Here is a 17,203-nt window from a genome sequence, read left to right on the forward strand (position 1 = left end):
GCAGGAGGCGGAGTCATCAACATGCTCAGACAACACCGACACCCCTCCCGCCGTCACGGCCCACCAGCGGATTCAACCGATACCGCTACGTGCGGAGGATGGGTCTAGCGTGGCGGGCATGGAGGAACAGCGCGTGCCCATGGTCGGTCCGCCGCACTGGTGGCGGAGCGGGCCGTCGTGGTGGGCGCAGGAGGAGCAGGGGCGGTGGCCGTGGCGGTCCACCGTGCTCGTCACCGCCTTTGTGTTCGTCGGGTCGGACTTCGCCGCCGAGGAACAGGGCGAACGGGCCGACCTCGCCCCCTTCGCGCGGGTGCTGCTGCTCGTGGCCGGGCTTCTGCTGCTGTGGCGGCACCGGTACCCGGTCGCCGTCGCCTTCGGTACGGCCGGTGCCGCCATGCTCTACCTCGGCGCCGGGTATCCGTACGGGCCCGTGTTCCTCACCGTGGCGATCAGCTGCTTCAGTGCCATCGTGGCCGGGCATCGCCGGGCGGCCTGGGCGGCCATGGGCACCTTGTGGGTCGGGCATGTGCTGGTCGCCCACTGGCTCTACCAGTGGCTCCCGCCGTCCGGGGACTCCGCGGCCCCCTGGGGGCAGGAAGGCGTGGTCGCCGCCTGGGTCCTGGCCATCGTGGCGCTGTCGGAGCTGGTACGGACCCGGCGTGAGCAGTGGGCCCGGGAGCGCGCCGAGCGGGCGCAGGCGGCCCGGCGGCGGGCCGACGAGGAGCGGCTGCGGATCGCCCGGGAACTGCATGACGTCCTCGCGCACAGCATCTCCGTCATCAACGTCCAGGCGGGCGTCGGACTCGCGCTCCTCGACTCCGATCCCGAACAGGCCCGGACGGCGCTGACCACCATCAAGGCCCAGAGCAAGGAGGCGCTCGGCGAGGTGCGGCAGGTGCTCGACACGCTGCGCGCCCCCGGTGACGCGCCGTGCGCGCCCGCGCCAGGGCTCGACCGGCTCCCCGAACTCGTGGGCCAGGCCGCCGGGGCGGGCCTGACCGTCGAGGTGCACGGCGCCCCGCCCCCGCTGTCACCCCACACCGACCTCGCGGCCTTCCGGATCGTCCAGGAAGCCCTCACCAATGTCGTACGGCACTCGGGTTCGCGGCAGGCGCGCGTGCACCTCGACCACTGTGCGACATCCCGTGAGTTCCCCTGAGCCCCGCTGAACCCCCGAGCCCGTGACCAGGGGGTTCTTCCTCCTTCGATTGTTCTACCGCTCTGTGACGTAACTTCGGGATTCTTGAAGCGTTCTCATCTCGTCCGACCGATCCACAGTTGGGCTGAAGGCGAGGAGGCTTGGGTTGGCGCTGGCGGTCGTACGGGATCTGCGCGAGCACTGGGCGCCCGCGTCGGCGGAGGAGCTGGAGCGGTTCGAGACCGACGTGCTGTCCGGGTTCGTCCTCGCGCGGGCCTCGGCGGGCCTGGCGGACGGCACCAATCGCGGCGACGTCGGGCACCTGGAGCAGATCAGGACCTGGTTCGGCCGACTGCTGTGGGACATGGAGCCCGCTGACGTCGACGCGTACTTCGGGAAGGTGCTGCAGAACTCGCCCAGCGGCACCCGCCTGGCCAGGTCGCAGGCGCTTACCACGTAGGGCCGCCGCCCGCCATGGTCGTCGGCGCCGGCGTCGCCTCCAGGACCTCGGCGGTTCGCTGGGGCTGCCAGGGCGGGTCGGGTCGGGTGAGCGACGACCCGACGATCGGATTCCTGAAGGCGGACGTGGCACCGTTCTGTACCGGTCTGGTTGATCTGGCTCCGGCGATCCGGCGATCCGGCGATCCGGCTGCGGGCTGCGCTGGCCGAGGTGACGGATACGGCCCTGGACGAGGGGATGGCCGCGGCGAAGGCGGAGGGCTGGGGGCTGCGGCAGATCGGCGGGCAGGTGGGCCTGTCGCACGAGAAGGCCCGCTACCGGCTCACCCGGCTCACCCGGCTCACCCGGCACGCCGGCAAGGGCGAGCCGGCCGGAGGCCCCGTCGTGCTGTGCGGCGAGTCTGGCGAGGGTCTGAGTGCGGAAGTCCGTGAGCTCGTCGATCGTCTGCTCCGACTGAAGCGCCGCCGCGCATGCCGCGGCGACCGACCACCCCGCGGCAGGGGCATGATGACGGCGGTGAAGTCTCTGCCAGTGGCGATGCCGCCCGGCGCTCGTGCGGGTTGTCGCGTCAAGCGCCTGTGTGGCCATCACCACCCGGCTGGCACCTGCCAATCCCGACGCATGCTCGCCGTCCCCGGGGCCTTCGTGTGCCGCCTCCGACGGGAGGCCGCAACCCGGGAGATCCAGCAGGCCGCCTGTGGTCAGATCGCCGTGGTTCATGGATAGTTCGTGCAGATGTGATCACGCGACGGCGCCAAGCACACGCGACTCTCGCAATTCGAAGTCGTCCCGGTTCGGTGTTGTCGCGTACCTCTCTCAGGAAGGTTCCGCATGCCATCTGTTGACGAGCTGGTGCTCAGAGCTCAGCGGTTCATCAACAGCACGTACAACAACGGTGCAACACTCGGCATATCCAAGCTGGAGGAGAATGGCCACACCGGCTGGCCCACGATGTACGCCCTGACCCGGGCGCTCCAGTACGAGATGGGCATCACGTCCCTGTCGAACTCCTTCGGCCCGACCACTCTGTCGACGCTTCAGTCGAAGTACCCCAAGCTGGACGACTCGACCATGCCGTCGGCGAACTTCTGCCGGATCCTCCAGTCCGCCCTGTACTGCAAGGGTTACGACGGCGGTGAGATCGACGGCACCTACAACTCCCGTGTCAAGGACGCCGTCACCAAGCTGAAGCAGAACATGGGCGTCGACACCGTGTACCCGGGCAGTTCCCTTGAGCCGAAGGTCGTCAAGGGCCTGCTCAACATGGACGCCTACGTCACCGTCGGCAACGGGTCGGATGCGATCCGTTCCATTCAGCAATGGCTGAACGGACGGTACGTCAACCGCCGGGACTTTTTCATCATCCCCTGTGACGGCTACCACTCCCGTGACGTCGCGAAGTCGATGCTGTTCGCGATCCAGTACGAGCTGGGCATGGCCGATGGCACCGCGAACGGCGTGTTCGGGCCAGGCACGCAGGCAGGGCTGAAATCCCGTCCGGTCGCGGTCGGCACTACCGGCACGTGGGCGCTGCTGTTCACCGCGGCGATGATCCTCAACAAGCGAAACGTTCTCTTCGGGAACTTCACCGCTGAGGTGAAGGCCGGCGTGGAGGACTTCCAGTCGTTCGCGAAGCTCCCGGTCACCGGTGTCGGCGACTTCCCGACGTGGGCGTCGCTGCTGGTCTCCTACGGCGACCAGTCCCGCAAGGGCACGGCGTGCGACGGTGTCACGAAGATCACGCCGCCGCGTGCGCAGGCGCTGAAGGACGCCGGCTACCAGTACATCGGCCGGTATCTGTACAACCCCGGCACGAGCCTGCCGGAGAAGCAGATCCAGCCCGGCGAGCTCGCGACGATCAAGCAGTACGGGCTGCGCTGCTTCCCGATCTACCAGACATGGTCCCGCTCCGCGGACTACTTCAGGTACTCCCAGGGCTGCATCGACGCGACCAACGCCATCGAATGGGCTCAGATCCACGGCTTCAAGCCGGGGACGATCATCTACTTCGCGGTCGACTACGACGCCATGGACAGCGAGGTCACCGACTTCATCCTCCCGCACTTCAAGGGCATCTACCGCACCGTCGGCGAGAACTCCAGCTACGGCGTCGGCATCTACGGCCCGCGCAACGTCTGCCAGCGCGTCGCCGACGCCGGGTACGCCGCCACCAGCTTCGTGTCCGACATGTCGTCCGGATTCTCCGGCAACCTCGGCTACCCGCTGCCCACGAACTGGGCGTTCGACCAGATCGTCACGATCACGGTCGGCTCCGGCGACGGCGCGATCGAGATCGACAAGAACATCGCCTCCGGCCGCGACACCGGCCAGGGCGACTTCAACCCCGGAACACCGCTCACCAGCGACCTGGATGTCGACCTCGACAAGTCCAAGTACCAGGCGGCGATGCTCACCGACGTCCAGACGTACCTGACCTCGATCGGCGTACCGGAGACCGGCGGCGAGGGATGGACCGCGGACGGCGACTGGGTCACCTACGGGGTCGTCTCCACAACGGAGGCGTTCAACATGGTCATGGATGCGGACTGGCTGTTCACGAACCTGGCCCGGACCCTGAAGCTGCGCAAGGCACTCATCCAGGCGCCGGTGCTGTGGGAGCTGCGCAAGCTGAATCCGCTCGACGCACTCGCCGACGAGGCGGTGAAGAGCGGCTTGAAGGACGACTCCAGCACCGGCTGGGGGCAGATCTTCGCATGGGTGACCATCGAGGCCCGCAACTACTGCATCCAGCAGGGCATCATCAACGGCAACCTGCTGACCGGCGCCGACAAGCGTGCGGTGTGGGACAACCTCCAGGAGCCCGAGTACAACATCCCCTCCGTGGCCTACCTGACGATCTACAACGCCTATCAGCTCGGGATCGCCAGGCCGAGCCTCACCACCAGCCAGGCCGACACCCAGGCTCTGCTGGCCCGGTACAACGGCACAGGTGACAAGGCGGAGCAGTACGGACGCGAGCTGATCGGCCTGTACAACGTGCTGGAGAACTACAACAAGCTCAGCCGCGCCCAGTAGGACGGGACACCGACCATGAAGAACAAGCACCTGCGGAAGCTCGCCGTGCCCGCGACCGTGAACCTGCTGCTGGGCATCCCGGCCATCGTTCCCCTGTTCCTCGTCTGGTACTTCATGGTGAACGGGCCACTGGCAGCCATCGGATGGACGCAGCAGGACCCGAACGAGAACGACGGGATGCTTCTCTGGCTGGTCTTCGTCGTGCCGGCGGTCTGCCTGTTCGGCCTGATCTGGGGATTCACCAACGCGTGGCTGCGCCGCAGGACGGCCCTCCCGGCATCCTGGTACTGGCCGGTATGCGCCGCCGCGCCCCTCGTGCCGTTCTTCGTGCTCTTCATCCCGTTCTGACGACTTCGAAAGGACACTGAAACGTGAACCACGAGATAACGCGGCGAACGGTCATCAGGACCGCTGCCGTCATCGGCGCAGGCGCCGGCATCGGCTCGGTTCTGCCGGCCGCTCACGCATCAGCAGTCGAGGGCCGCACACCGAAGCGCCCGGCGACCTCGGCGAACGGCTGGACGGTCCAGGCGAACGCGGACCGCGACTCTCAGGTGTGGACCCGGCCGGTTGCCGGCACGGGACTGAGCGTCCCGGTGTGGATCGGTGACGTCGAGGCGATACTGCTGCACGTGGTGCGTCGCTTCCACTACGAGGTGGAGGAGATCAGCAGAGTGGACCTGGCCGGCTGGCGTCCCGTCAAGGGCCTGCGCCGAGGACTCCCGGAGTCGAACCTGGCATCGGGCACCGCGGTGCAGATCCGGCCGGGCGCGAGTGCGGCAGGCGGGTTCTTCCCCCTGCAGGAGCTGGTCCTGAGGGACATCCTCGCCGACTGCGAGGGCGTCGTGCGGTGGGGTGGCGACGACAGCCAGGTGGACGAGTCGCTGTTCTACATCGACGCCGGCCCGCAGGACGAGCGGGTGCGCAGGGTCGCGGACAAGCTGCGGGGATGGGACGCCACGCCTGGCGAGGGCGCCGGAGCGGGAGTGGACGTTCTGTCCCCGTCGCGACGCCGTCGCGCGGACCGCTTGGCCCGCATCCAGCACCCGGCCTGATCCGCGCACACCCTGTCTGACCCTGGCATTCAGCGGATCAGGGCCACCTGACTGTCCCGACAGTGGAAAGGTGGCCCGTTGACCTGGTGTGCGAAGCGCCGGTCTCTGGACTGGATTCGCCGTATCGGGCAAGGCACCATCCTGTCGATCGAGGTCGGGGAGGGAGCGTCGGCTGTTCGTGGTGGCAGAGTGCCGGAAAGAACTCTGCCACCTGCCGCGAACGGGATACAGCTTCAGCCTGTGCCCGATCACCGGCGCCCGCGCGGGGCGCCGGTGAGGCAGTGGCCCGTCCTCGTGTGCGACATCCCGCGAGTTCCCCTGAGCCCCGCTGAGTACCCGGCCCCGTGCCCCGTGGCCAGGGAGTTCTTCCTCGAAGGTGTGCTGTGTGGCCTTGTGACGTAACTTCGGGATTCTTGAAGCGTTCTCACCGTGTCCGACCGATCCACGATCGGCATGAAGGTGAGGAGCCTCGGGTTGTCTCTGGCGGTCGTACGGGACCTGCGCGAGGTCCGAGCGGAGGAGCTGGAGCAGTTCGAGACCGACGTGCTGGCCGGGTTCGTCCTTGCCCGGGCTTCGGCTGGGCTGGCTGACGGCACGATCCGCGGGGACGTCGGGCATCTGGAGCAGATCCGGGCCTGGTTCGGCCGACCGCTGTGGGAGATGGAGCCGTCCGACGCCGACGCGTACTTCGGGAAGGTGCTGCGGGGCTCGCCCAGCGGCACCCGGCTGGCCCGCTCACAGGCGTTGAGCACGTACTTCCTCTTCTTGGAGCTGCGGCACAAGGTCGAGATCCACCGCATGACCGGGCGCGTGGTCGAGTGCCCGATCGACGAGGTGAACCGGCCGCGCGGCTCCAAGGACGCCCAGCTGCGGATCCCGCCGACCGAGCCGGAGGCGCGGCAGCTGTTCACCGGCTGGGCGGGCGAGCTGGCCACCTGCCGGAAGTTCGCTCCGACCGCGCGGAACTACACGGCCTCCAAGCTGATGTCCGAGGTCGGGCTGCGGGTGAGCGAGGCCCGCAAGCTCGACCTGGCGGACATCAAGTGGAACCTGGGCCGGTTCGGCAAGCTCCATGTCCGCCACGGCAAGGGCGCCCGCGGCTCCGGGCCGCGCGAGCGCATGGTCCCGCTGATCAACGGCGCGGACCGCACCCTGCGGTGGTTCATCGAGGACGTGTGGGGCCAGTTCGGCGACGACCACACCCGCCCCGGTGCCCCGCTGTTCCCTTCCGAGCGCAAGAACGCCGACGGCACCGCCCGCCGGGTGGGCGACGACGCCCTGCGAGACGGGCTCTCGGCCGCGGTCGAGGGGCATCTGCCGGGCTGGCAGGACCTGCTGACACCGCATGTCCTGCGGCATTTCTGCGCGTCCCAGCTCTATGAGAACGGCCTCGACCTCATCTCAATCCAGGAGGTTTTGGGACATTCCTGGATCGCCACGACGATGCGATACGTCCATGTCCACCGCACCCGGGTCGAGGACGCCTGGGTCGCCGGGACCGAGCGGGCCGCGAAGCGGCTGGAAGGGCTGATCCGATGAGGTGGAACCTGCGGCTGACGGCCGCGAACAAGAATATCTGGAAGGCGTCCGAACTCCAACGGAGCCTGGCCGAACACGGGTTGGTGATCTCATCGGGGAAGATGTCCGGGCTGTGGTCCGGCCAGCCCGTCTCCCTCAAGCTCGACGACCTGGACGTCATCTGCGTCGTGCTCGGCTGCGAGATCGGCGACCTGCTGATCCCCGAGCCGGACAGGGTCCGCCGGCCCGGCGAGGAGACCGGCCAGCAGGCTGCCGTCTCATCCGGCCCGGCTCCGACGGTGGTGCCACGCCGGCGGGACGGCCGGTCGCTGCCGCCGATGTGACCGGCCAGGACGAGAGGACGACTCGCTGGTGCTGGAGCCTGACAGCTGCTCGAACTGCCTGGCCTGGGGTCTGCTGTTCATGCGGTGGTGCGGGGGCTGCAATTCTTTCGCCCGTCCCGGTCCGCACAGTCCATGCTCGGGCTGCCGCCGGAATGGCCCGCTTCGGAAGGGGTACTGCCGTCTGTGCTGGTGCCAGGCCCGTACGCAGGCAGCGACAACCGGCGCGAGGGCGGAGTCGCTGCTGCCGACGCTGCGGCATCACCAGCTGTTCTTCGCGCACATGGCTCCGCTGTGGGAACGCGTCGCGCGGCCGCGGCTGCCGAAGTACGAGTGGCGAGGGCGCCCCCGCAAACCCGATCCCCCTCCGGCGTCGCCGCCCGGCGGCTGGCTCCAGCCTGCCCTGTTCGAGGTCTGCCGCGACTTCACCCGCATCGACCCCGAACAGCACACGGGCCCGGACAACCCCTGGCTGGCCTGGGCCCGGCATACCGCCCACCGCCTCGGCGAGGCCCGCGGCTGGCCCCGCAAGATCCGCCTCGCCGTCGACCGAGCTCTGATCATCCTGATGTCCCGGCATGTCGGTGGCGACGTCGTGCGCTATTCCGAGCTCCACCCGGCCCTGCAACCCCGTCGGCTGAACATGGAGCTGACCATCGAGGTCCTCGACCACATCGGCGTCTTCCTCGACGACCGGACACCGCCGTTCGAGCAGTGGCTGGAACGCAAGCTCGACGGCATCGCCCCCGGGATCCGCCGCGATGTCGAGCACTGGGTCCGGCTCCTGCACGACGGCGGTCCCCGGTCCCAGCCCCGCGACGAGAACACGGCCTGGAACTACCTCAACCGGGTCCGCCCCGTCCTGCTGGAGTGGTCCACCCGCTACGACCATCTGCGCGAGGTGACCCGCGACGACGTCCTCGCCCAGCTCGACACCTTCCACGGCGGTCAGCGCCAGCACACCCTCATCGTGCTGCGGTCGCTGTTCCGCCAGGCGAAGAAGAACGGCACCATCTTCAAGAACCCGACCAGCCGCATCCGCGTCGGCCAGCGCGAGTACGGCATCCTCCAGCCCTTGGAGCCCGAGCGCATCAACACCTCGATCGCCGCGGTCACCAAGCCGGCGGACCGCCTGGTCCTCGCCCTCGCCGCGGTGCACGCTGCACGGTCAGGCGCGATCCGCCGCCTCCAGCTCGACGACCTCGACATCGGCAACCGAAAGCTCGCTATCGGCGGCCGCGTCCGGCCACTGGACGACCTCACACTGCACGTCGCCCTGGAGTGGCTGGAGTTCCGGCGCCGCCGCTGGCCCGACACCGCCAACCCACACCTCCTGATCAACAAAATCACCGCCCTGGGAACCGGCCCCATCAGCCAGGTCTCCCTTACCGCACCGCTTCGGGGCCAGGCAGCAACCCTGGAACAGCTCCGCGTCGACCGGCAGCTCGAAGAAGCCCTTGTCCACGGCCCCGATCCGCTCCACCTCGCCGAGGTCTTCGACCTGGACGAGAAGACCGCGATCCGCTACGCGAACTCCGCCCGCGCTCTCCTGGAGCGGCCGTTGGAGACCGACCCCGCGACTTCACCACGAACCCACGGGTCCACCCCCTAACATCGGGCCATCGGACCCTCGGGTTCCTGCTGAAGTACCTTCAGTTTTCGCGAACTCGCGGGGGTCGAGGGGTTCCAGTAGTTCTCGCCGAAAAAACAACGCTAAGCGGCTGCGGTCCAGGTCAGCGGCTGTTTAGGTGCCGTGATCGTCACTCGGAGGGATCGGCGCCGCCGCTCCAGCAGGCTCGGGAAGAAGCTGCCCGAGCGCAGCTTGGGGATGGCCAGGTCCAGGTCGCCGGCCTGGCTGGTCAGCGTCCGCTCCCGGTGGCCACTGCGGTAGGCGGTGCGGGTGTCGGCGTGCTCGTTCCACTCCGCGCCGATCTTCGCACTCGCCTCGGCCTCGATCAGCTCCTGCAGCATCCGCTCGGCCACCGAGCGGACCAGTTCGAGGCCGTCCGCTGAACGTAGTGACTCAAGCAGGCGGAGTAAGTCATGCTGGGTCAGGGCCATCGTGCACCTCCCGGGCTGAACACGCCGTTTACCAGGGAGAATTGCACGGTGGCCCGCCTCACGAGCAGGGAGCGGAGCCTACGCGCGCATGCGCCCCCGGGCGTACGCCCTCACCAAGATCGGCTGCACCAACCAGCGGGACACCATCTCGACGTATCCACATACCGGCAGCGGCGAGGACGGTCAGGCCAAGTACCGGCCCCAGCAGCACGAAGGGCCACGCTGGTCGTCGCCGGGACTGGTTCAGCAATTCAGGTACCCCCCATCGGTCCAGTTGGCGCGGCGCTCCCACTTGTTGCGGCATGGGTTGATTCCTGCTCTGAGGTACATGTAGCCGAAGCGGAACCCGTAGCGCATCCACTGCCGTTTGTGTTTACGTTCGTGGCGTATGCGGCTCTGGGACGTGAACACGCTGTTGTTATAGGTGATCACCGCTCCGGACATCACCCGTTGACCACCCCGACCCTCATGGGTGCGGTCCATGCGGGAACGGGAGCAACACCGCTTCCGTAAGGCCACGCGCCGAGACCGCGGGCACCCACGACCTGTGGTTTCGCCCGGCGCACGCCGCGCGACCGGACCGCTTACGGAAGCGGTGTTGGGAACGGGAGAGGGTGCCGCACCTGAGTGCGGCACCCTCCGTGTTCAGCCGGTCAGGGATCCCCTTTCCAAAGGCGTCACCTAACTCTTGGGTCTGGGCGTTTCCCCGTTGCAAAGGAGTTGGGCGTCGATCTGCGCCGCGGTCTTGGGGCCGTAGGCGGTCCAATACATGCCCTCTGGCAACTGGGCCTTAGCCACCGCCGCCGTATCAAAGACCGTTCCGGGACCTGAGCCCGAGGCATCCGATACAGAGACGTCCAGCAGCGCCGGGAGCTTGGCCGGTTGCCGGCTCTCGCTTGCACTCCGGTAGTCGGCCGCATTCCACAGCGTCAGCGCACCCCGGACTCCCGTGGGTGTCCGGGGGCCAGTTGCCTTCCAGAGCAGCTTTTCCGTCGTTGCGTCGATGACCTCGACCCGGTCTGCCTGCTCATTCGGACACAGGGGGCCCTTCACCGACACCCGACCGCCGTCGATCCGCATGCCGAGCACGACGGGCTTGTCCGGGGCGGACATGCTGTAGACGCCGTACACCCACACACCGATCATGACGAAGCCTGCAGCCAGCACGACGCCGCCGGCGACGAACAGCCCGGCACTGCGGGGCGGCCCTGGACTGCGGGGCGCGCCGGTCAGCACCGGTAGCCCCCGTCGCCCCAGTTGGCGCGCCGCTCCCACTTGTTGCGGCACGGGTTGATTCCGGCCCTCAGGTACATGTACCCGAACCGGAAGCCGTACCGCTTCCACTGGCTTCTATGGCGTTTCTCGTGGCTCATGAGTTTGCTACTGGGATTCCTGATCGAGGTGAAGAAGGTGGTGCCCAGTGTTGTACCGCTCCGGGAATGCAGACCGATACCCCCGGAGCAGACACGCATTCTGTGCGTGTATCGGCATCGGTAGCCGAGATAGCGGGTCCCGAAATAGGCCGTGCCTACTCCGACGATCCGTGCCTGTTGGCGATGCTTCCAGCGGTTGTAGCTGTTGTAGCCGCGATTGAGGTAATGCCAGCCGAGTCTTGCTCCTGGGCTGAGGCGGCGCTTGAACCAGCCCCATCGGCCGTCGAGGTCGTAGCGGTTGAGGGGGTCGCCGTTGACGTAGTCGTAGGCGTTGGCGTTGCCGCCGGGGACGGGGTCGACGGACAGGAAGCGTCCGGTGGTGGGGTCGTAGAGGCGTACGCCCATGAGGGTGGCGCCGGTGACGGTTTCGCTGGAGCGTTGTTTGCCGCCGAGCCAGCCGTAGCGGGTGGCGGTGGCGTCGCCTTCGGGGTTGCCGTACTCGTCGTAGGCGAGGGCGACCGGTGCCTGGGTGGTGTCCAGGGGGAGTTGGACGGTGACGTCGCCGTGGATGTCGGTCAGCTGCAGGACGGTGTCGCCGGTGGCGCTGGTGACGGCGTCGAGGCCGCCGCCGGGGCCCTGGACATTGCGGGTGATGGTGGTGCTGGTCTCCTGGATCCAGTCGGGGCTGTCGGTGTCGGAGCCGTAGTGGCCGGTCTTGGATGCGGTCTGGGCCCAGGTACCGCCGCTGTTGGACTCGGTGGTCCAGGTGGCGAGGCGGCCCGCCGCGTCCAGGTTCCAGGTCTGCCGGCTGCTGCCGGAGGTCTGCTGGCGGACCAGGTCGTTGGCGTAGTAACCGATGGTGGCGCCGGACGCCTGGGCGGTGGTGCGGCCGAAGGCGTCGAAGACGGTGCCGGAGGTGACCAGCCGGTCGGCGCTGTCGTAGGAGTACGACGCGGTGGTGGCGCCGGTGGAGGTGCAGGCCGCGCCGACGTCGCCGGTGGCGACGGCGTAGGCGGTGCGGTTGGTGTTGTTGTCGAAGGTGTAGTCGCGGCGGGTGCAGGCGCCGTCCGGGTTCGTGTCGTCGGCCCGGGTGAGGCGTCCGGTCGCGTCGTAGGTGTAGGTGCGGGCGCGGGTCTGGCCGGCGGTGTTGGCGTCGGCCACGACCTGGCCCTGGACGCTCTCGTCGACCGTGTCGGAGGCGACGACGGTGTTGTCGCTGTCACGGGTGTAGACCCGTGAGGTTTCCGCGCCGGTCTCGTCCTGGGTGACGGTGAGGGTGTAGCCGCCGGGCAGGGACTGGGTGGCCAGGTCGCCGTCGGCGTCGTAGGTGGCGGTGAAGGTGCCGGCGACGGAGTCGGTGCGGGAGGTCTCCACCCCGCGGGGGTCCTTGGTGGTGTCGTAGGTGTAGGTGGTGGTGGACGGGGCGGAGTCGGTGGTCTTTACCGGCCGGCCGAGCGCGTCATAGCTGGTGGTGGCGGTGTTGCCGGCGCCGTCGTTGTAGGAGATCTCCCTCCCCAGCATGTCGGAGGTGCGGGTGATGGTCTGCCCGCCCGCGGTGAGCGTGGCCACGTCACCGCTGTCCGGGTCGTAGGTGGTGCTGGTGTCCGGCACCGCGGTGCCCACCCCGCCGCTGAGGGAGGTCGTCTTGATCCGGCCCGCGGCGTCGTAGGTGCTGGTGACGGTGCGGGTGAGGGAGTTCGCCGTCTCGGTGACCTTGGCGGTGTTGCCCCACCGGTCGTACTCAACCGTCTTGGTGGGCAGTTCGGCGGGGTTGGTACCGCCGCCGGTGATCGCACCGGCCGGGCCGGTGGAACACACCATGTCGGCCCACTCCGGACGGCCGTTACAGGCGCCGCTGCCGGTGGCCGAGTAGTACGTGGTCACCGTCGCCCCGGCGTCCGAGCCGGACGACTTCGGCAGCGTGGTCTTGATCACCCTGCCCTGGGCGTCGTACGACGTCGTGGTCCTCAGCGCCAGCCCGCCGGGGTCGGTAACGGTGGCGGTGGGCAGGCCCTTGACCCAGTCGTACTCGGTCTTGCCGGTGCGCACATCCGCGTCGGTCGGGTAGCCATCCACGTAGGCGCCCACCTTGGTGGTGGTGACCTGGTTGGCGACGGTGGCGGTGCCGTCGGTGGGGCGGCCCTCGTCGTAGGTGTTCACCGTGTGCTGGCGGGCGGCGACCTGGGTTCCGGCGGGCAGGTCGGTGCCGCCGGTGCCGGCCTGCAGCGTGGAGGTCAGGGTCACCTGGTGCAGCGGCCCGTACTCGTCGGTCTGGCGCAGCCCGTCGGAGGAGTACACCGAGCGGGTCGACAGCAGCTCCGCCCGGTCCGCGGCCGTCATCTGGTCGATGCTGAGCGCCACCTGCTCGGCCAGCCCGTCCCCGGAGGTCGCAAGCGCCAGCTCCCGGTTGGTGGCGGTCAGTTCCCGCACCGTGTTGCCGAAGCGGTCGTACTCGGTGGTGGTGATGTACCCGCCCGGGCTGGCGGTGTTGACCTCGCGGCCGGAGGCGTCGGTGTAGGTGATCGCCGCCCGCGTGTAGTCGCTCGCGGCCAGATCCGAGCCGGTGTTGGACAGCGGCACCGAGTCGGCCGGGAACACGGCGGTCGCGTCGGAGGGCACGTCGCTCTGGCCCCACGCCGCGACGTCCGAGGCGCCCATGGCGTAGGGGGCCTTGCCGCCCGTGACCGGCACGTCGTAGACCACGCTGGTGGTCGCCGTCGTACCGTCGGTCTCACCCTTGCTGCCGGCCTTCAGGTTCGGCCGGGACGCCTTGAGCAGCATGCCGTCACCCGCGGTCGCCGCGCTGCCGGCCCTGCCGTAGGTGAACGTCCACGGCAGTTCGCCCGGCGGGGCCAGGGCGGTGATCCGGCCGGCCGAGTCGTAGGCGTACGTCGTCTTCAGCGCGGGGCTGATCCGGGGGTCCCACTGCTCGCGCAGGCGGCCGTCGGTGTCGTAGGCGTACTGGGCGACCACTGGGGCGGTGGCTGCTGCGGCGCCCGGGTCGGTGGCCCACAGTTTGATCTGTTTGACCTGGCCGTTGTAGTCGCCGAAGGCCGTGCTGGTGGCGGTGGTGGAGGTGGCGTAGACGAACTCCAGCATCCGGCAGCCCGCCGTGGACGGCGTCGTCTCGCACGTCGAGTTGCTCGCCGCCGACGTGGGGGCGATGACGTACTTCGGGCGGGCCAGGGTGCTGCTGCCGGAGGTGACCTTCTCCGAGACCACCTTGGCGGTGGAGTTGTCGGTGGGCAGATACGTACTGGACAGCTGCCAGGTGGTGGCCGCCGGGTCCACCTTCGCGAACGTGGTGGTGATGCCCTGGTCGTCCTTCAGCGTGAACGAGCCGGTCAGCGACCCGGTCAGGGTCAGGTCCTCCGAGCCGGGCTCGGGCTTCCAGCCGCCCGAGGAGGTGGCGGTGAACCCGGTCTCCATACCGTCCGCGTCCACCAGGGCGACAGAGGTCGCGGAGGTCTTGCGGACATACGCCCAGTCGGAGTCGGTGATCTCCGCGGTGGTGCCGGAGGTCCACTGCGGGCCGAAGATCGCCGCCTGGCCCTCGGCGTCCGCCCCCGCGCTCGGGCGGCGGGAGGAGGCGGTGCGCGACACCGACAGGTCGAAACCGGAGGCGTCCGTGGCCGACAGGGTGAAGTCACCCGTCAGCGCGTTCACCGAACCCGGGCCGACCTCCTGGCTGGGGGCGGTGCCGGCGTTGCGGTCGACGGTGATGGTGTGCGGCTGGGAGTAGGCGGTGGTGGAGCCGTCGGTGAAGGCGGCCCGGATGTCCACCGGACCGTCCTCCGCAAGCGAAGAGGTGACGTTCCAGGTCAGCGCCGCCGGGGAGCCGTTCGACACGGTGAGCGGCCAGGAGGCGACGGTCGAGCCGTCGGAGGACTTGGTGACGTCCGCGACCGGCACGTTGTTCCAGGTGTCGGTCTCGCCGCGCCGGTACTGGTAGGTGACGCCGGTGTAGGTGGTCTTGCCGGTGGCGGTCAGGCTGACCCGGCGGGCCGCCGAGTCGCCCTGGGCCGGGGTGAGCAGTCCCGCGCCGTCACCGACACCGAAGACGTAGGCGGTGGCAGCCGAGGAAAGGTTTCCGCCGGAGTCGATGGTCTTGGCGTACAGCTTGTGCCAGTCCTCACCCGGCTTGATCGTGATCGTCAGCGGGTCGCCGCCCGTGCCGTCGGTGGTGTCGTACACCCGGCCCGGCACCGAGGAGTCGTCCAGACCCCAGTAAAAGCCCATACCGTCCGAGGAAGACGTGTCCAGGGTGCAGGTCGCACCCGCGTCGGCCTTCGCCGTCCAGGTGTTCTCGCTGTACGGGTCACAGGAGATGCTCGGTGCGGCGGGCAGGCCGGTGTTCATCACGAACGCCGTGTAGCCCGACCAGGCGCCGTAGTCGGTGCCGTCGTAGCCCCGCACCCGGAAGCGCAGGTGCTTGCCCGCCGGGAACGCGGAAGCGGACGGGACGGCCAGGGTCGAGGTGGAGCCGGACGCCACCGTCTTACCGTACGCGGTGTACGAGTAGGTAGTGTCCGCGTACGCCGGGTCGGCGGTGATCTCGAACTGGGCCTGGGCGTTGCCGCCGTCCGCGTCCGTCACCTTCGCCGACAGCGTCGGCGTCAGCGACGTCACATACAGCTTGCCGTTGTAGGGATTGGCGAACTTCGGCGAGATCGCCGCCGAGGCGGTGGTGGCGTAGGAGTTGTAGGTCACCACCAGCTTCGGCGCGTACCCGGAGGTGGTGTAGTTCGCCGAGCGGAAGCGCCGCCAGGTGGTGGAGTCGGTCTCGTCCGCGCTGCGGATCTGCAGACCGTAGTTCGTGGAGCCGTCCGCCCACGCCTGCACGATCGACTGCAGGTTCCAGTTCGACCAGGCGGCCGGACAGGACGAGGAGTAGCCCCAGTGCCCGGTGTTGCTCGCCATCCCGGTCGTCGTGGTCGACGGCTGCGCACCCCACGTGATCGACGACGAGGACCAGGAGGAGGTGATGCGGCGGGCCTGGGTGGCCGCCCCGGAGGTGGAGCAGGTCGCCGAGTAGTAGTTGTACAGCGACATGGTCGCCGCCGTGATGTGCTTGCCGCTGAACTTCGACACGTCGAACTTCAGATACGACCGCGCCGTGTCCGTGCCGCCGTCGTACGTGCCCGACTTCAGCTCCTGCGAGGAGATCTGCGAGTCGGGATAGTCAGGGCTCTGCACCCAGGTGTCGGTGGTCACCGCGAGGGTGGTGGTCGGGTCCACCGTCACCGGATACGTGGCGGTGGCCAGGAAGCCGGAATCCGGAGTGAGCACCAGCGTCTGCGAGCCGTCCGACCCGGTCTCGATCTTCGTCGTGACCGGCTGCTGGTTCGCCGACTCACCGGAGGCCGGGTCCTTGGAGGCGTCCCACATCATCGGCGCCGGCGCCTCGGCCACCAGATCCCCGTCCGCGTTCTTCAGCAGCAGGTGCCCGGAAGCCGCCTGGGACAATTTCAACCCGTCCAGGTTCAGCGGAATCCGGTACGTCACCGCATCCCCGTCGGGCCGCTGGGTCAGCTCGATGTTCTCCGAAAAGCCCTGCGCCAGCGCGGTCACCGACAGCGTCTGCCCGCCGCCCAGGTCATAGGAGGCGGTGCTGCCCTTCACGGCCGGGGCGGGCAGTTTGTCCTGCCAGCCCAGCCCGAAGGACTCCCGGCCCTTGGCCACCGACGCCAGCTCGGTGTCGCCGCCGTCGGAGACCGCGATGTCCGCGGCCGCCGCTGCCGGTGTGAGGTCGGCGCCGGTGTCGGACAACGAGGTGTCGATGTCCTTCCAGGCCCCGTCCCGCTTCACCCGGATCGGCCCGGCGTATGCCTCGGTCTGCAGTTCCCCGCTTGGGAGGGCGTACGTGGTGGAGTCCGTTGTCCGGGCGGACAGCACCTCGATCTTGCGGTTCTGCAGACGGGCCATCAGCACCGCCGACGCCTCATCCTGCGCCTCCGCAGGACCCGCCACCTTGGATGAATCGGACGGCGTGGACGCGGATGCCGTGGTGGCCGTATCCGCGGCGAACGCCATCCCGGTGTCTTCAGCAACCAACGCGGTCTCCACCGCCATCGCCAACACCACACTCATGGCTATCTGCCGCAGCCGCCGGGCCTGTCTCTTCTTCGGTCTGCCACGAGTCGCAGGTCTGTGACGCATGATCAGCTCCCTCCCTGACACTCCGCGATGCGGAGCCAACAGAAACGGACTGATCTTCACGG

13 protein-coding genes are annotated in these 17,203 nt (G+C 68.7%); 9 read left to right on the forward strand and 4 right to left on the reverse strand.

All coding sequences use genetic code 11. The annotated features are described in order from the left end of the window. Positions 1-118: 118 nt before the first annotated feature. The 9 genes from RMT89_RS20770 (at position 119) to RMT89_RS20810 (ending at position 9,160) form a co-directional block, all read left to right on the forward strand. The gene (locus RMT89_RS20770; RefSeq protein ID WP_315885245.1) at positions 119-1,159 is read left to right on the forward strand and encodes a histidine kinase; all 1,041 of its coding nucleotides are present in this window, start codon (positions 119-121) and stop codon (positions 1,157-1,159) included. Positions 1,160-1,304: 145 nt separating this feature from the next. After that, the gene (locus RMT89_RS20775; RefSeq protein WP_315885246.1) at positions 1,305-1,598 is read left to right on the forward strand and encodes a hypothetical protein; all 294 of its coding nucleotides are present in this window, start codon (positions 1,305-1,307) and stop codon (positions 1,596-1,598) included. 150 nt (positions 1,599-1,748) lie between these two features. Then, positions 1,749-2,324 (forward strand): hypothetical protein, encoded by a 576-nt coding sequence (locus RMT89_RS20780; RefSeq protein ID WP_315885247.1) that lies wholly within the window; start codon positions 1,749-1,751, stop codon positions 2,322-2,324. Positions 2,325-2,429: 105 nt separating this feature from the next. Then, the gene (locus RMT89_RS20785; protein WP_315885248.1) at positions 2,430-4,634 is read left to right on the forward strand and encodes a glycoside hydrolase domain-containing protein; all 2,205 of its coding nucleotides are present in this window, start codon (positions 2,430-2,432) and stop codon (positions 4,632-4,634) included. Between the two features lie 15 nt (positions 4,635-4,649). Further along, positions 4,650-4,982 carry a hypothetical protein gene (locus RMT89_RS20790; protein WP_315885249.1) on the forward strand — a complete coding sequence of 111 codons (333 nt, stop codon included), beginning with the start codon at positions 4,650-4,652 and terminating at the stop codon, positions 4,980-4,982. Between the two features lie 23 nt (positions 4,983-5,005). Continuing rightward, entirely contained in the window at positions 5,006-5,689 is a 684-nt protein-coding gene (locus tag RMT89_RS20795; RefSeq protein ID WP_315885250.1) for a twin-arginine translocation signal domain-containing protein, read from the forward strand. Positions 5,690-6,118: 429 nt separating this feature from the next. Further along, complete coding sequence (locus tag RMT89_RS20800; protein WP_315885251.1) at positions 6,119-7,228, forward strand: tyrosine-type recombinase/integrase; 1,110 nt, start codon at positions 6,119-6,121, stop codon at positions 7,226-7,228. Continuing rightward, positions 7,225-7,551 (forward strand): helix-turn-helix transcriptional regulator, encoded by a 327-nt coding sequence (locus RMT89_RS20805; RefSeq protein WP_315885252.1) that lies wholly within the window; start codon positions 7,225-7,227, stop codon positions 7,549-7,551. Before RMT89_RS20800 ends, RMT89_RS20805 begins: the two co-directional genes overlap by 4 nt. Before the next feature lie 280 nt (positions 7,552-7,831). Further along, positions 7,832-9,160 carry a hypothetical protein gene (locus tag RMT89_RS20810; protein ID WP_315885253.1) on the forward strand — a complete coding sequence of 443 codons (1,329 nt, stop codon included), beginning with the start codon at positions 7,832-7,834 and terminating at the stop codon, positions 9,158-9,160. A 101-nt stretch (positions 9,161-9,261) separates the two neighbouring features. On the opposite strand, the gene RMT89_RS20815 is transcribed toward RMT89_RS20810, so the two are convergent. The 4 genes from RMT89_RS20815 to RMT89_RS20830 all read right to left on the reverse strand — a co-directional run bounded on the left by RMT89_RS20815 (position 9,262) and on the right by RMT89_RS20830 (position 17,141). Beyond that, positions 9,262-9,609, reverse strand: a complete 348-nt coding sequence (locus RMT89_RS20815) for a transposase (RefSeq protein WP_399498449.1) — start codon at positions 9,607-9,609, stop codon at positions 9,262-9,264. A 243-nt stretch (positions 9,610-9,852) separates the two neighbouring features. Next, positions 9,853-10,092 (reverse strand): hypothetical protein, encoded by a 240-nt coding sequence (locus RMT89_RS20820; RefSeq protein WP_315885254.1) that lies wholly within the window; start codon positions 10,090-10,092, stop codon positions 9,853-9,855. A 198-nt stretch (positions 10,093-10,290) separates the two neighbouring features. After that, complete coding sequence (locus RMT89_RS20825) at positions 10,291-10,845, reverse strand: hypothetical protein (RefSeq protein WP_315885255.1); 555 nt, start codon at positions 10,843-10,845, stop codon at positions 10,291-10,293. Continuing rightward, positions 10,839-17,141 carry a DNRLRE domain-containing protein gene (locus tag RMT89_RS20830; RefSeq protein WP_315885256.1) on the reverse strand — a complete coding sequence of 2,101 codons (6,303 nt, stop codon included), beginning with the start codon at positions 17,139-17,141 and terminating at the stop codon, positions 10,839-10,841. Before RMT89_RS20830 ends, RMT89_RS20825 begins: the two co-directional genes overlap by 7 nt. Positions 17,142-17,203: the final 62 nt, after the last annotated feature.

The sequence above is a fragment of the Streptomyces sp. P17 genome (assembly GCF_032436805.1).
Classification (GTDB): domain Bacteria; phylum Actinomycetota; class Actinomycetes; order Streptomycetales; family Streptomycetaceae; genus Streptomyces.